We start from the raw sequence: 15284 nt of genomic DNA on the forward strand, positions 1-15284 counted from the left end.
CCCATGCCGACCCGGAACCGCGACTCGGAGGCCTCCGCCCCCTCCACCGCGAGGGGAATGCGGTCCAACCTGTTTCGCTTGGTTCCAGACATTCCACGGGTGACGGCTCCGCCCCGCCGTTTGCCGCTGCTTGCCAGACAGGCGGAGCCCGTGGGATGAAACCGCCACCCCGTCCCTGGCCGAGCCGACGATGACCATCCCCGATCCTCTTCACGCCGCCCAGGACACTCTCCAGGCCGCCCTCCGTGCCGAAGCGGCGGGCGAACGCGAGACCGCCAAGGCGCTGTGCCGCCAAGCGCTGGAGAGCGCCGGCACCGGCAGCGGGGAGCGACTCGCCGCGCACGACGCACTCGCCCGGCTGCTGGTGGGCGAGGACATGGCGGCGGCGGCCGAGCATGCGCTCGACGCGTGGCGCCTCACCCCGCAGGACCCGACCCGCCGCTCCAACCTGTGGCAGTTGCTGACCCATCTGGGCGAAGCCGGCGATGTCGCCCGCTTCCAGGGGCGGCAAGATGCCGTCGGACTGGTCGCCTGCGGCAACGCGTTGCGCCGCGACGGCCAGGGGCTGCGCGCCGAACGGGCCTACCGCCGGGCGCTGGAGCGCTTCCCCGAGTTGTCCTTCACCCTCAGCCGGCTGGCCTGCCTGTGTGCCGAACAGCACCGGTTGGAGGAGGCCGACACCCTGTTCCGCCAAGCGGCCGAGCGCCATGGCGGACGCGACGGCGTGACCCGCACCGACCCGGCCTTCCTGCGCGCGTTGCGCCAAGCCCCGCCCCCTGCGGGCATCCGCGCCACCATCGAGGAGGGTGCCGCGGCCTCCGCCCGCCCCCTGGTTGTCTACGCCTCCTGCGACGCGGTCTATGCCGGCAAGTTCCTGCCTGCGATGGTGCGCTCCATCGTCGAGGACAGCGGCCTCGATTGCGCCATCGCGCTCCACCTGATCAATCCCGATGCTGCAACGGAAGCGACGCTCGCCGCGCTGACCGCCACCCATGGCCGCGAGCGCTTCGTCGTCCTGCGCGAGACGATCGACCTCGCCCCGCTCGGCGCGTTCGCCAAGACCTACTTCGCATGCAGCCGTTTCCTGGTGCTGCCCGACCTGCTGATCCGCTGGCAGCGGCCGGTGCTGATGCTGGATGTCGACCTGCTGGCGATCCGCGACCTCACCCCGTTGCTGGCCTCATCGGCCCACTCCGACCTCGGCATGATGAGCCACGCACTGAAGCGGCTGGACATCTGGAGCCTGCTCTATGCCGACGTGCTGCATGTCCGGCCGACCCGCGGGGCACTGCGCTTCCTCGACCTGACCCGGCGCTATATCCGCCATTTCCTGGACGCCGGCGCGCCCTACTGGTTTCTGGATCAGGCCGCGCTCGCCGCCGTGCATCTGGCCGGCTTCACCGACGAACCGGCACCGCGGCTGACCATCTACCCAACCGACATCCACAGCCGGACGGTGATGGTCGACGGCGAGGGCCGCTATTGGACCGACGACAGCGCCTATTTCTATTCGGTCCGCGCCACCGGCGGCGGCCAGCACGCGGTACACCGGCTGAAGCGTCGTGCCGGCACCACCGCCGAGGCGCCGCGGGGATGACAGCTGGACGGAAAAATCATGAAGACGAACCATGAAATCATTATTCATGATTTCATGGTTCGTCTTCATGACGTGAAACCACTTCCATCTTTCCTGTTCTTACGTGTAAATCCGCCCTGCAAATCAGCGAAATCCCTCTTCGGGTTCGCCTTCTCCCTTCAGCCGGGAACCTCCTGCATGCCTCGGATCAACAGCTTCGCCTCCACCAAGGGCGGTGTCGGCAAAACGAGCCTGGTCATGGCCCTCACCTCCGAACTGCGTCGGCGCGACGCAAGCGTGCTGCTGCTCGACTGCGATCCCAACCGCCATCTGGCCGAATGGGCCCGCCGGCGGCGCGACGTCGGCGTGCGGGTGATCGACGAGATCACGGAATCGAATGTCCGCCAGACGGTCCAGGAGAACGCCCCCCAGTTCGACTACACGCTGATCGACCTTGCCGGCTTCGGCAACCTGACCATGCTCTACGCCTTCTCGGTCAGCGACGGGGTTCTGATCCCAACCCAGCAGTCCTTCATGGACGTGAAGGAAACGGTGCGTACCTTCAAAGTGGTGGCGGATTCCGTGGGCGTGCTGAAACATACCCCGGCCTCCAGCGTGGTGATCGTGCGCACCCAGGCGGCGATCGAATCCCGCGTCGACCGACACGCTCGCAGCCTGCTGGAGGAGCACGCCGTGCCGACCTTCCGCACCGAGTTGATCGAGCGTTCGCTGCTGAAAGAAATGACCTACACTGGCCACGGCCCGGGCGAGGTCAACCCCGACAGCAACGCCGACCTCAACGTCCGGGCGCTCACCGACGAGTTCGTGTCCTTCCTGGAAAACTCCCCGGCCAACCCGCTGATCCCGCGCGCCTGATCCCATACGGTGCATCCCACACTTACCGTCTGGTTGATTGCCCGGGCGGGAGCGAAGCAGGGCAGGGTGGGTGGCATCCCCACCCTCATCCGGCCTGCCCGGCTCGTGGCGGCGTAACGGTTCCCCCCGCAGCAGCCTATACTATCATGAAATTATAATATGATTAATCAACTTTATATCATGTTATACAATGTTTTCTTGATGCGTTGACGGACTTCAGTTCGATCACAGCGGAAAGCCCATTGCCCGGTGGCTCCTTCAAAGGGATCTCACGGAGTAAGAAATAATTATATTATTTCATGAAATAATAAAAATTGGAGCAAGACCGCCCGCAACGGCCAGCGAGCTCGGCATGTGCGGTTGCCTTGATGAACCGGATGCAGGGAGGCCAGCCGAGCAGGACAACAACCGGATGTGTCAGAGGTTCGGCACATTGACTTGGTTTCTGCGGGAAGGACAACATGGACCTCGCCACCGCACATCACCACCGCATAGGGGGCTCTGCCCACAACGCCCACAACTGGTGCGTCCATCACAGGGCTGCGCCCAATCTAAGGGGATCATAATATTTCATGATCTTATTATTTAATGATATGTCTTTCAAGCCCGCCGCGCCGTGATCGGCGCCCTGTACTCATCAACGCGCCCCATCGGTCTTGCGAGCCGAAAAGCGCAGCGGAATGGCAAGGATGAACACCGGCCTCACGCCGCCGTTCCAGATTATATGACCACCAACGAACTCTGTCTTTCATGAATTCATATCATGTTTGTTCTTTATGATATAATTTGATTTTATTGTGCGCACCTGTTCAGCGGCAACTCTGGTGGCAGAACACCTGGACCATCATCGCCGATCTTGCGCCCCACAGCAGAACCGCCGACAAGGTTCACGGCACCACCACGCCTCCAGCCCGCTCTCATTATCAAAATAATATATCATGACTTCATTTATTATCATGATCTTTCTGTCGAAGCTGTAGCAGTTCCCGCCCCCTCAAGCACTTACCCGCTGTGCTTCCGGAGCAACGGCGGACGGTATTTCGTCAAGGCCATCCCTGTGTCCGATGCATGTCCTGAAGACAGGAGACCAAGTCATGATAAGTCTTCATGGCTTACCTGCCGTCGCCCAACCGGAGCGCCCATGCCGACCGACAGCCACGCCAAACCGTCCGTGAAACCCGCCGCCAAGCCGTCCCGTCCGCCTCTCGGCGGCATCGGCATGAGCGGTTCGGACATGGACGACATCGATCCGATCCGCCAGTACGGGTTGAGCAAGGGCTTCCTGCCGACCGACACGGAGCCGGCGCCAGCCGCCGCCAGCACCTCCCTCGGCGCTCCGGCCGTTGCCGCCGTTGTCGATGCCCCTGCCGCGACGCCCGCTGCCCCGGCCGCTATCCCGCCAGCCCCCGTTCCGGCGCCGGCCATCCTGCGACCGGCACCGACCCGGCCCTGGCAGGCCATGTTGCCGGATTATCTGGTGGAGGAGTTGCGGCAGGCCGCTGCCCGCGAAGGCACCGCCCAGAAGGTCATCGTCCTGAAGGCGCTGCGGCAGGCCGGTTTCCGGATCGACGACATCGACCTTCAGGATCTGCGCCGGCGCTGATCCCTCTTCACCGCCTTCCACCCCCTCACCGGCGGACAAGGCATGGCGAAGGGATGGCGAAGGGACGGTTTGACTCTCCCTGACGGGCCGTCTATCCCCTTCCCGCACCCTCGAACGATCCGTTCCACCATCCGCCGACCACCAGCGACAGTGATATGAAGGCAAACATGACTCAGGCCGCCCCGGCAACGCCCCAGGGGACCCATGGCCTCAGCATCGACCTGCTGGAGCGGATGCTGGAGCAGCAGCCGACCGACCCCAATGTGTGGAGCGCGCTGGGCGCCCTGCTGCGGCAGGCCGGCAAGCCGGAAGCGGCCATCGCCTGCCAGCGGCGTGCCCTGGAACTCGACCAGCGCCATGTCGGCGCCTGGACCAACCTTGGCAACGTGCTGGGCGACGTCGAGCGCTATGACGAGGCCATCGCCGCGCAGGAGCACGCAGTGGTGCTGTCCGGCGGCAGCTCCGGCCTGCTGTCCAATCTGGTGGTGGCGCTCCGCCTCGGCTGCCGCTTCGACCGCGCGCTGGAGATCCTGGACGTCGCCCTGCGTGCCAAGCCCGGCGATCCGTCGCTGCTCTGGGACCGCGCATTGACGCTGCTTCAGCTCGGCCGCTATGTCGAGGGGTTCGGCGACTACGACTCCCGCCTGTCGCTGCCCACCTATCAGAACCGTATCGCGGCAGGCCCGATGTGGGATGGTGGACCGCTGAATGGCAAAACCATCCTGCTGACCACCGAGCAGGGTTTCGGCGACGTCCTGCTGACCGCGCGCTACGCACCGATGGTCAAGGCTCGCGGCGGCCGGGTGCTGTTGGAATGCCATCCGGAGCTGCAACGGCTGCTGACCGGCCTCGAGGGCGTCGATGCCTTCATCCAGGCCGGCACCGCTTATCCGCCCTATGACGTGCATTGCCCACTGATGAGCCTGCCGCACCGGCTGGGCACCATGATCGAGACGGTACCGCCGCCGACCCGCCTGACCATCCCGGCCGAGGCGCGCGCAAAGGCCGCACGACTGGTACCCGGCCCGGACGGCACACTGAAGGTCGGCATCATCTGGTCCGGCCGCGTCACCTTCAAGGATAATGCCCGCCGCGCCACCGCGCTGACCCGCTTCCTGCGCTTCCTCGACGTGCCGAAGGTCCGGCTCTACAGCATCCAGAAGGGCCCGCCGGAGGCGGAGATGGACACGCTCGGGACCTCGACGCTGATCACGCCGCTGGGGCCGCAGTTCAACGACTTCGCCGACACCGCGGCTGTGCTGGAACGGCTGGATCTGGTGATCATGACCGACAGCTCGGTGGCGCATCTGGCCGGATCGCTCGGCCGTCCGGTGTGGAACCTGCTGCAGTTCATGCCCTACTGGGTCTACGGGAACAAGGGAGACACTACCCCCTGGTACCCGTCGATGCGCCTGTTCCGGCAGACCACCCCCGGCGACTGGGACAGCGTCTTCGCCGCCGCCGAGCAGGCCCTGCGCCAGATGGTCGCACTCAGGACCTGATCGACATGGGCATTCTCCTCCGCCCAGCCCGCCATCTGCAGGTCGCCAGGTCGAGCACCGCCAACGGATATGGCCAGCCCTCGCCGGTGGGCAGATTAGGTGAGGCAAGCCAGACCCGGGTTGGTGGGCTCGGCCACCTGGAATGCCTGGCCCAACAGGTCGGGGGCCATTGACAGGTCATGGCGGCCCTGACGGCGCCCATGGCGCCGGACCTCGGTCGGAGGCTTCCAGCCGCCCGACCACTTTTCGGCAGCCCACGCCATGCGTAACGGCTGCTCGCAGACACCCAAAGCACCATGCACATGCACCCGGACAGGAAAGTAGTCCCGGTGGTCCTCAATGAATTCGATGCATCAGATGACGCGGGCCGCGATCGCCGTCTCCAAAGACCCGCTTATTTCATCGGGCTCGATGGGTACCAACTGCTCCATGCCGCTCCCGCCCGGGCCAGACGGCAGGCGGATCCACGCCCCGGTGCGGCGGTAGGCGGCGAAGGAGAGCGATTCCAGTAGTTCCTCGTCGATCTCCACCGAATAGGAACCCGCCGGACGCTCCTCGTCCATGTTGCGGAACTTGAAGGGGTGGGCGAACGCGACGGTCACGGCAGTCGTACGGCTGGTCATCGAAGGAACTTCCATGAAAGGGTAGGCGGCAGCGAGGGCTGCAGCGGAGTGGCGGCTGCTCATCATGAGTGATGAATATCTTATATGATACACCCTGTCGGCTTTCCTGCTTGTCGAGCCTTCATCCAGGCAGACCATTCTTCGCTCTCTCGAAATAACCGTGACCGCCCGTCGTCATGTGCAGCTCAAGATGCACCGTCCAAGCAAGCCCGTCGGCGTCGATGGATACCGAAAACACCAAAATATTTACGAAAAGCCAACATATTTTTATAAATATTGCTGAAACAAAAATTGTGAAATCGAATTTATTGATGATTTTTGCCGTTATATCATTAACTTAACAAATCAAAAATGATAAATTTTGGGACTGAAATCTTTTTCTCAAACTATTTATAGTGCAAATATCCGATTTTTGTTTGATCGTATATTGATTTTTCGCAACGCAGCATAATATACGCATAAGTCATTCAGGTCGAGCGCAACGCTCCCTGCTCCTTCCAGAAATTCAAAAGCCCAAAATACACAACGGAGACGATATGGACGACGGCACACATACGACCCCCACCATCCGCAGCGCCAGCGACGAAACTGCAACGAAAACGGAAATGTCCAAGGGACGCAGCATCCGCAGCGCCAGCGAAGAGCATGCACCGAAAGCCGACGCAGTGGCCATGCAAGGCGCCCGCGGTGTCGGCCAGCAGCAAAGGCCCTGGCCGCCGAAGCTGCCCGGCGCCGGCAATGGTCAAAGCATTCCGGATGTTGGCCGGGCGGCCGAACAGTCCCTCAATCGGGCAACGGAACTCGGCAGCGCCCTGACGGCGGGCTATGGAACGGCCTTCTCGGAAGCCGTCACCTTCATGAACCGGGCCGTCGAACGACAGAACGAGATGATGGGCAGCATGCTCCGCGCACAGGGGCCGCTGGACATCGTGCAGGCGGGAAACCGCTACCTGCTCGGCGGATGGCTGGCCTTCTTCGAGGTCAATGTCCGCGTCGCCCAGGCCGCGTCACGCCTGACGGACGATGTGAAGAAGCAGAGCCCCGGCCGGTTCGGCGCCTGACGCCCCGTGCGGCCGTCGTTCCAATCGACTGCCCATCAGGGCCGCAGGAGGACCTCCGTTGACCAGTTCTGAAAATGGGCCGCAGACGCTTCTCGCCGTCGAAGAGCAGGTGACCCTGCACAAGCGCGGACAGGTGACCGGGACCGTTCGCGCCCGCACCGTCAATCATGAACACATGCAGCCTGTCGAAGCGGAGCTAACGGTGGAGACGCTGGAGGTCGAGCGTGTTCCCATCGGACGGTTCGTCGATCATCCGATCCCCGACCGCCAGGATGGCGACACGACCATCATCTCGGTGATCGAGGAGGTGGCGACCGTCGAGGTCCGCCTGAAGCTGGTGGAGGAGGTCCGGATCACCCGCCGCACCACGAGCCGCAAGATGACCGACCGCATCACGGTGCGCCGTCAGGAGGTCATCGTGGAACAGGACCCCACTCCGGACGCTCCGGTGAACGATCCCGCGGAACGGCCAGCCTGAAACGCTTCAAGCATCCATCCAAAACACCCAAAATCCAAACGGAGAGCATCATGAGCACGATCGTCGTCGGACTTTACAAGGAAACCGGTTCCGCCAAGAAGGCCTTCCAGGCCCTGATCGCGGCGGGCTGCCAGGAAAAGGACATCGAAACCTTCGGCGGCGCCGACAGCGCCGACAAGGCTGCCCAGGGCCTGCTGGGACACGGCTTCCGCAAGGAACTGGCCGATCGGTATGGCGCTGCCGTCCGGCAGGGACACACCCTGGTGGCGGCCGACATCGCCGACCAGGATGCCGACGCCGCGGAGGCGATCCTCGACAAGAACGGGGCCATCGATCTGCCCGCCGCTCCGGCATCGCAGAAGGCGTCCGGCAGCCGCAACGTCGAGGAGGAAACCCTCCAGGTGGTGAACGAGGAGATCGGGATCGGCAAGCGCCGGGTCGCCAAGGGCGGGATGAAGCTCACATCGCAGGTCACCGAGACCCCGGTGCGGGAAACCATCATGCTGCGCGACGAGACGGTAGACGTCGAGCGTCGCACGGTCGACCGGGCCCTGAGCCCGGACGAGGGAAAGGCCGCCTTCGAGGACAAGACCGTCGAACTGACGGCGACCTCCGAAACACCGGAGATCACCAAGGAGGCACGCGTGGTCGAGGAGGTCGTCCTGTCCAAGACGGCCTCCGAGCAGGAGAAGACCGTCGAGGCTGTCGCCCGCCGCACCGACGTCAAGGTGGAGCCTGTCGGCGGCAAGCCCGGCAAGCGCTGATCCGGCAAGTGCGGATCGACTGGTGACCCGCCAGGCGCCGATCGACGTCACGTGCCGACGGGGCAGAATCGCCCGCAGGATGCCCAGCCCGCCTTGACCGCAACCTTCCCGGTTGCGGCTGGGGCGGGCTGCTGCATGCGGCAAGGCCGCCACGCAATGAACATTGCAAACAGTCCGTCAGAGCACCATTTGGAATCTGCTGAAACTGTTCCAGGCTCGTCCCTTTCTGCTGAGGATCATGGATCCGAAGACTTGCCTGGCATGACCCGATCCGGACGGCATGGTCGCCGCCCCCATAGCCGACAAATCGGCCCGGCCCAACTGGCGGAAAGAGCGGCGGAAAGCAGGGTCATCCTTCCACAGCCGTTCCATGAGGTCCCGCACCAGTCGGGAACGCCGCCCGCAAACCAAGGCGGAAGGCGGCTGTCCGGTTGGTCGGGCAGACGGGCTTCCGGCCCAGATCGGAGGACCTCCATGGCTGCCAGGACAAGGCTTGCCTTCTTCATCCTGAAAACCCATGCCGGCTGGATCGTCCGGGCGGACGGATTCGTCTATCCGCCCTGCGCCGATCAGGCCGATGCGCTCGCCATGGCCATTCGCGAAGCCCAGGCGGCGGAACGCCTCGGCTTCGCCAGCGTCGTGCTGGCGCAATCGGCGGCAGGAGAGCGCTGCCATCTCCGCTGGTCCTGTGCGAACGACGGCGGAATGCCGCAGGCCGCCGCCGACGCCCTCCGCCCGGCGGCTTCGGAAACGGTTCCATCCATGGCAGGCATCCTGCCGCCGGCTTTCCAACCGGAGAAGCGGCCATGATCCCCCCATTCCGGTCCATCGAGGGACGGTGCCCCCATGGCGCCGACGTGCTGCGCGAACAGGTGCGCTGGGTGGATGCCGAACGTCGCTGGCATCCGGTGCTCCCTGGCGCGCTGCCCGACCGGTTTCCCCCAGCCTATCCGCCGCCGGGCCATGCCAGCCTGCTGCGGGGCGCCTTGCTGACACGCCTCACCATCGCCCGGGCCGCGGCCGGCACAAACGCCTTCGCAACCGCCTTCAAGGAGCAATGATCCATGAGCCTGTCAGCCCATTACATCGTATCGTGCCGAACGGACGGTTGGTTCATCGTGCTGGAAGGGGAACGCTACGGCCCCTTCCCCAACGGACAGGTCGGCGCGCTCATCGCTGCGGTGCAGGCCGCCAACCATGCCGGGAAGGATGGCCATGACGCCCGTGTGCTGCTGCGCACGGCGGACGGCCGCACCGCCACCGTCTGGGTCTTCGGCACCGACACCTACCCGTCGCCCTGGGTGGAGGATTTGCACCGGACCGCGCAGTTGCCGCGGCGGGAACGCGCCCGCGCGCCCGTCCCGCCGGCCCCTTCCATGGTGTTGGAAAAAGCCGGCCCGGAGACCGCGATGACCGGCCGGGCATAATGGTCCGAATGGATAGGCTGGCCGTGACCGGCCGGCAGGAGGCTTCGGTTTTCCGCCCCGGGGCCCTCCCTACGGCGCAAGATCTCTCTTGCAAATCAACGGCGTCTCAGGCGACGACCTCATCGGTCCAGACCTGGAAGCCCGTCAGCGTGTTGGGACCGAAAGTGTGGGTGAGCGGCACGTCCGCCGCGTCGCGCCCCTGCGCGATCAGGATGCGCCCGATCCGGGAAGCGTTGTTGCGCGGGTCGAAGATATGCCAGCGGCCGCCGAGATACACCTCCATCCAGGCCGCGAAATCCATCGGCCCATAGGGGGGCGGTTGGCCGATGTCGCTGATGTAGCCGGTGCAGTAGCGCGCGGGAATGTTCATTGCGCGACAGAAGGCAATGGCGAGATGGGCATAGTCTCGGCAGACCCCGCGCTTCTCGGCATAGGCCTGGGCGGCGGTCCGCGTCGGGCGCGAATGCTCGTAGCCGAAGGTGATGTGGCTGTGGACGAAATCGCAGATCGCCTGCACCCGCGCCCAACCCGGCGCGGCCCCTGAGAACAGCCGCCACGCCTCGTCCGACAGGACGTCGGTTTCGCAATAGCGGCTACCCAGAAGGAACAGCAGGGTATCGGCCGGCAACTCGTCCACACGGTGCTGCACGGCGCCGGGTTCGACCGGATCGGGGATCCCGCTGTCCCGAATGATGCTGTCGGCGCTGATCGTGACGAGGCCGGCGGGCGCGACCAGCCGGCTGCACCAGTTGCCGAAGCTGTCGCGATAGCCCTGGATCGGCGCCGGCACGCTGGTGACGATATGGTCGGGCCGCTCCAGATCGCCGACGCGCGTGTAATGCACGTTCAGCATCACGATCATCGGCGTGGGCGCGGGAAAGCTGAAGTTCAACTGGTAGCCCAGGCGTATGCGCATGAAGACCCTCCGATGAAAAGATTGGTGATGCCGACCCGCGGCCGGAGGGATCGGACGGAACCTGGAACTGGGCCGGAACGGGTCCGAGGCCGGAGATTGCCCGACGCATCGGAATCGCCCGGATGTCTGGAGCATTGTCCATGGTCAGGCGCGGCAAAGGCAACCTCCGTCTTCGCCGCCAGCTCTCCTTCCGGAAAACGACCGTTGGGAAAATGGGTGCCTGCCTTGAAGCCATGGCTTCCACCATCCATTTACCATCCATTCAGATGGTAAATGGATGGTAATGATGAACGGCACGGTGCACGACCTGCGACCGAAGGCGGGTGACAGCGAAAAGATCACGATCAACCTCGGCTATGTCGATCTCGGCAATATCGACCTGCTGGTCGAAGAGGGGTTCTATTCGAACCGCACCGACTTCATCCGCACCGCCATCCGCAACCAGGTCGACCGGCACGCCGACGTGATCCGGCAGACGGTGACGCGCAAGAGCGTGGACCTGGGCCTGCGCCATTTCAGCCGAGCCGACCTGGAAACCGTACAGGCCGAAGGGCGGATGCTGGACATCCGTATCCTCGGGCTCGCCACCATCGCCCAAGATGTCCCCCCCGAGCTTGCCCGCGCCACCATCGCCTCGCTGACAGTGCTGGGCGCGCTGCATGCGCCGGCAGCCGTCAAAACGGCACTCGCCGACCGCATCCGCTGACGCCTGCGGCATCGCCGTCCCCGGCCCCCCCCCGAACCGAGAAAGCTCCACATGCCCCAAACACCTCCCACCGGCCTTCCCGGCATGGCCGAGGTCGCCCGCCTGACCAGGGCCGGCCGTCTCACCGAAGCGACCGGCCTCGTCCAGCGCCTGCTGCGGGGGGAGCGCGCCGCCGCTCCCACGGCCGCACCGGCTCCAACTGTCCTGGAAGGCGAGTTCGAAAAACTCGATTCCTCCCCCCAACTCATCCCCCAAGGCGATGCCCAACCCGCGGACGGACCGGGAAAAGGGGCGGGCAGGGGGCAGAAAACCGGATTGGTCAGAACCGGATTGGGCGAAACCCTGCGCGATCTTGCCACGCGCCTGCGGACGATGGGCGGCCGAGCCGGCGGCACCGGTGCCCTGCGCCCGGCCGCCGCCCCGCTGCCGGACGGCGCATCCTTCGTGACGGACAGCTACAGCGGGGCGGCGGGGACGCGCACCTACAAGCTCTATGTACCCGCCAACCACGGCGACGGGCTGCGGCCGCTGGTCGTGATGCTGCACGGCTGCACCCAGTCGCCCGACGATTTCGCCGCCGGCTCCCGGATGAACGTCTTCGCCGAGCGGCATGGGATCCTCGTCGCCTATCCGGAGCAGCCGGCCTCCGCCAACGCCCAGCGCTGCTGGAACTGGTTCAACCCCGAGGACCAGCGGCGCGACCGCGGCGAGCCGGAACTGCTGGCCGGCATCACCCGCCGGATCATGCGCGACCATCCGGTCGACCCGGGCCGGGTCTACATCGCCGGGCTGTCGGCCGGCGGCGCCGCGGCGGCGATCATGGGGACGGCCTATCCCGACCTCTATGCAGCGGTCGGCGTGCATTCCGGCCTGCCGGCCGGCGCTGCCCACGACCTTCCCTCCGCCCTTGCCGCAATGCGCCAAGGCAACGGCGGAAGGCCCGACGGCGCACGGGCAGCCCGGCCGGTCCCAACCATCGTCTTCCACGGCGACCGGGATGCCGTCGTCCATCCGAACAACGGCGACCGGGTGGCCGCCCAGGCGATCGCCACCGCGACCGGCCTGCGTACGGAGGTGCAGCAGGGCGCGGCCCCCGGCCGGCGCGCCCACAGCCGAACCCTGCACACCGACTCCTCCGGCCGGACGCTGTGCGAACATTGGAGCATCCATGGGGCCGGCCATGCCTGGGCCGGCGGAAGCCCCGCCGGCTCCTATACCGACCCGCAGGGACCGGACGCGACGGCGGAGATGATGCGCTTCTTCCTGGCACACCGGTTGACGGCAACGCCGGCCTGACCGCCGGCCGCCGATCCGCCCTCAAATGAAAAGCCTCCGTCGCCGGTGCGTCGGAGGCTTGACGACATGCTGTTGCACGCACTGCTCAAACGCGTCGAAGCCGAAGGGCTGGGGATCGAAGGGGTGTCATTGTTCCTGGGGCGGGCGCCGCAGGATGATAATGTCGCAGGATCGGTCTTCCTGCCGCGCGGCGGGGCTCGGCGCGACTATGCGCAAGGCCTTCGCAAGCTTTCCTTCCAGACCCAGACCCGGGATCCCGACTATCTCGCCGGAGAGGCGAAGGCTCTGGCGATCGCCGATGCCTTGCCCCTGCGGGCAGTCCCGGCCGGGCTCTGTTTCGTCATGTCCTGCCTGCCCCAGCATGAGCCGCTGCTGCCTCATGACGAAACGGCAACCGCCTTCACCTTCATCGTCAATTACCGCGCCAACTGGCGTCTCGCCTGACTGGATAGTTTTCCCATGCCATCGGCACCCAAGGCTAAGCTTGGTTCACCCAGGAAGAAAAACGGACTCGATGACGGGGAAACAGGAACCATCCAGGGAAACGGGCAGGCCGGACATCCGGCGGACGGGAAGCACCACATCCCGATTGACAACAGCACATCCGGACGGATCTTCAACGCGAACCAGGCCTGCTTCCCGCCGAAGGTCCCGGCTGGCCGATCGAGAGAAAGAGTCTTCGCAACCATGGTGCATCAGGCTGTCATTCTTGTCGGCGGACGGGGAACGCGGCTCGGGCCGCTGACCGACGACACGCCGAAGCCCCTCCTGCCGCTGGCAGGGCGGCCATTCCTGGCCTATCTCGTCGACGGGCTGGTCCGGCAGGGCTTCGACGACATCGTCATGCTGGCCGGCTACCGCGGCGAGCAGATCGAGCGTTTCTGCGAAGAGATGCGGCACCCGGGCCTGCAGCTGCGCTGCGTGGCGGAGCCGGAGCCGGCCGGCACCGGCGGCGCCCTGCGGCCGGTGGCGGACCTGCTCGCCCCGCAATTCCTGATGCTCAACGGCGACACACTGTTCGACATCAACCTCAACGACCTTGCCACCCCCCCCCTGCCGGCCGACGGCAGCACTCTAGCCCGGCTGGCCCTGCGGCGGGTTCCCGACACTGCCCGCTACGGCGCCATCGCCCTGGAAGATGGCCGGGTCGCCGCCATGCACGGGAAGGGAGGGCGGGGAGAGGGACTGATCAACGGCGGCGTCTATCTGCTCGACCGCCGGGTGATCGATCGGCTGCCGGCTTCGCCCTGCTCGATCGAGACCGATCTCTTCCCCCGGCTGGTGGCGGAGAAGGCGATCGAGGGGCGCGTCTATGATGGCTTCTTCCTCGACATCGGCGTGCCCGACGACTTTGCCCTGGCCCAGTCGACCATTCCTGCCCGCAGCCGCCGCCGGGCCGCTTTCTTCGATCGCGACGGCGTGTTGAACGAGGATGTCGGCTATGCACACCTTCCCGGCCAGATCACCTGGATGCCGGGCGCAAAGGAGGCAGTGAAGCGACTGAACGATGCGGGCTTCCTGGTTTTCGTCGTCACCAACCAGGGCGGGGTCGCCCGCGGCTATTACAGCGAAGAGCATGTGAGGACCCTGCATCGCTGGATGCAGGACGAACTGCGCGCCGTCGGCGCCCACATCGACGCCTTCTATCACTGCCCGCACCATCCCGAGCATGGCGAACCGCCATACCGGACCGACTGCAGCTGCAGGAAGCCCGAACCGGGAATGCTGCTGCAGGCCATGGCTGACTGGCCGGTGGATTTGAAGGGCAGCTTCCTGATCGGCGACCGCGATACCGACCTGCTGGCGGCGCAACGGGTAGGCATCGAAGGGACGCTTTACCGCGGCGGCGATCTTGATGCCGTTGTCAGCAGCATCCTGGCCCACCCCGCAGACAGTTCACCGGCGGCGGGGTGGGCCGGCGGGCGATAAAGCGTCCTACGTCGGACGATCAATGCCGGGCGAAGACCTGCGGACCGCCGGCCACGCCGAACAGCATGACCTGATAGGGCTGGCCGGTGGCCATATCCATGCCGGGGGCGTCCTGGGGCATGCCGGGAACCGCCAGCCCGCGGGCCTGGGGCCGTTCGGCGAGCAGCCGCGTCACGTCGGCGGCCGGCACATGGCCTTCGAGCACATAGCCGCCGACCCGCGCCGTGTGGCAGGAACCGAGCTCGTCAGGCACGCCGGCAGACCGCTTCAGCGGGGTCACGTCGTCGACGGTATGGACAGTCACGTCGAAGCCGGCTGTGCGCATGTGCCGCACCCAGCCGTCGCAGCATTCGCAGCCCGCGGCCTTCCAGACCTCCACAGCAGGTTGCGCGGCGCGGACCGCTCCCGGCAGCGCCACGGCCCCGAGGCCGAGCGCCAGAACCGCCGTCGCGGCCCCCCGCAACATCATCCGCCTCGTCATATTCATCGCAATTCTCCAAACAAGATCAAAACACTGCTTCCATCGC

General features: G+C 65.5%; 17 protein-coding genes. 14 read left to right on the forward strand and 3 right to left on the reverse strand.

Translation table 11 applies throughout. The features are described from left to right. Window positions 1-190 precede the first annotated feature (190 nt). The 4 genes from ABMY26_RS36215 (at window position 191) to ABMY26_RS36230 (ending at window position 5557) form a co-directional block, all read left to right on the forward strand. A complete protein-coding gene (locus tag ABMY26_RS36215) occupies window positions 191-1597 on the forward strand; it encodes a tetratricopeptide repeat protein (RefSeq protein ID WP_372400577.1) in 1407 nt (468 codons plus the stop codon). 177 nt (window positions 1598-1774) lie between these two features. Beyond that, window positions 1775-2452, forward strand: a complete 678-nt coding sequence (locus tag ABMY26_RS36220; protein ID WP_372400578.1) for a ParA family protein — start codon at window positions 1775-1777, stop codon at window positions 2450-2452. A gap of 1141 nt (window positions 2453-3593) precedes the next feature. Then, the gene (locus ABMY26_RS36225; protein ID WP_372400579.1) at window positions 3594-4055 is read left to right on the forward strand and encodes a hypothetical protein; all 462 of its coding nucleotides are present in this window, start codon (window positions 3594-3596) and stop codon (window positions 4053-4055) included. Between the two features lie 167 nt (window positions 4056-4222). Then, window positions 4223-5557 (forward strand): tetratricopeptide repeat protein, encoded by a 1335-nt coding sequence (locus tag ABMY26_RS36230; protein WP_372400581.1) that lies wholly within the window; start codon window positions 4223-4225, stop codon window positions 5555-5557. A 353-nt stretch (window positions 5558-5910) separates the two neighbouring features. Here the strand turns inward: ABMY26_RS36230 and ABMY26_RS36235 are convergent, their stop codons facing one another. Further along, the gene (locus ABMY26_RS36235) at window positions 5911-6180 is read right to left on the reverse strand and encodes a hypothetical protein (protein WP_372400582.1); all 270 of its coding nucleotides are present in this window, start codon (window positions 6178-6180) and stop codon (window positions 5911-5913) included. A 536-nt stretch (window positions 6181-6716) separates the two neighbouring features. Between ABMY26_RS36235 and ABMY26_RS36240 the strand changes: the two genes are divergently transcribed. The 6 genes from ABMY26_RS36240 (at window position 6717) to ABMY26_RS36265 (ending at window position 9910) form a co-directional block, all read left to right on the forward strand. Then, entirely contained in the window at window positions 6717-7241 is a 525-nt protein-coding gene (locus ABMY26_RS36240; RefSeq protein WP_372400583.1) for a hypothetical protein, read from the forward strand. A gap of 58 nt (window positions 7242-7299) precedes the next feature. Next, on the forward strand, window positions 7300-7719 hold the full coding sequence (locus tag ABMY26_RS36245) for a YsnF/AvaK domain-containing protein (RefSeq protein ID WP_372400584.1): 420 nt from the start codon (window positions 7300-7302) through the stop codon (window positions 7717-7719). A 50-nt stretch (window positions 7720-7769) separates the two neighbouring features. Next, a complete protein-coding gene (locus tag ABMY26_RS36250) occupies window positions 7770-8483 on the forward strand; it encodes a YsnF/AvaK domain-containing protein (protein ID WP_372400585.1) in 714 nt (237 codons plus the stop codon). A gap of 474 nt (window positions 8484-8957) precedes the next feature. Next, window positions 8958-9293, forward strand: a complete 336-nt coding sequence (locus tag ABMY26_RS36255) for a hypothetical protein (RefSeq protein ID WP_372400586.1) — start codon at window positions 8958-8960, stop codon at window positions 9291-9293. Next, window positions 9290-9544 (forward strand): hypothetical protein, encoded by a 255-nt coding sequence (locus ABMY26_RS36260; RefSeq protein WP_372400587.1) that lies wholly within the window; start codon window positions 9290-9292, stop codon window positions 9542-9544. The genes ABMY26_RS36255 and ABMY26_RS36260 overlap by 4 nt, the downstream gene beginning before the upstream one ends. Before the next feature lie 3 nt (window positions 9545-9547). Beyond that, window positions 9548-9910, forward strand: coding sequence for a hypothetical protein (locus ABMY26_RS36265; RefSeq protein ID WP_372400588.1), 363 nt, complete (start codon window positions 9548-9550; stop codon window positions 9908-9910). 106 nt (window positions 9911-10016) lie between these two features. Here ABMY26_RS36265 and ABMY26_RS36270 read toward each other — a convergent pair whose 3' ends face one another. Further along, entirely contained in the window at window positions 10017-10826 is an 810-nt protein-coding gene (locus tag ABMY26_RS36270; RefSeq protein ID WP_372400589.1) for a transglutaminase family protein, read from the reverse strand. A gap of 286 nt (window positions 10827-11112) precedes the next feature. On the opposite strand from ABMY26_RS36270, the gene ABMY26_RS36275 reads away from it, so the two are divergent. From ABMY26_RS36275 to ABMY26_RS36290, 4 genes are all read left to right on the forward strand, one after another. Then, the gene (locus tag ABMY26_RS36275; RefSeq protein ID WP_372400732.1) at window positions 11113-11532 is read left to right on the forward strand and encodes a CopG family transcriptional regulator; all 420 of its coding nucleotides are present in this window, start codon (window positions 11113-11115) and stop codon (window positions 11530-11532) included. Between the two features lie 51 nt (window positions 11533-11583). Then, on the forward strand, window positions 11584-12828 hold the full coding sequence (locus ABMY26_RS36280) for a PHB depolymerase family esterase (RefSeq protein WP_372400590.1): 1245 nt from the start codon (window positions 11584-11586) through the stop codon (window positions 12826-12828). A gap of 66 nt (window positions 12829-12894) precedes the next feature. Beyond that, the gene (locus tag ABMY26_RS36285) at window positions 12895-13272 is read left to right on the forward strand and encodes a minor capsid protein (protein ID WP_372400591.1); all 378 of its coding nucleotides are present in this window, start codon (window positions 12895-12897) and stop codon (window positions 13270-13272) included. A gap of 243 nt (window positions 13273-13515) precedes the next feature. Next, complete coding sequence (locus ABMY26_RS36290) at window positions 13516-14757, forward strand: HAD-IIIA family hydrolase (protein ID WP_372400592.1); 1242 nt, start codon at window positions 13516-13518, stop codon at window positions 14755-14757. A 19-nt stretch (window positions 14758-14776) separates the two neighbouring features. Here the strand turns inward: ABMY26_RS36290 and ABMY26_RS36295 are convergent, their stop codons facing one another. Continuing rightward, complete coding sequence (locus ABMY26_RS36295; RefSeq protein ID WP_372400593.1) at window positions 14777-15244, reverse strand: DUF411 domain-containing protein; 468 nt, start codon at window positions 15242-15244, stop codon at window positions 14777-14779. Window positions 15245-15284 lie beyond the last annotated feature (40 nt).

Source organism: Azospirillum sp. HJ39 (assembly GCF_041507355.1).
GTDB lineage: Bacteria > Pseudomonadota > Alphaproteobacteria > Azospirillales > Azospirillaceae > Azospirillum > Azospirillum thiophilum.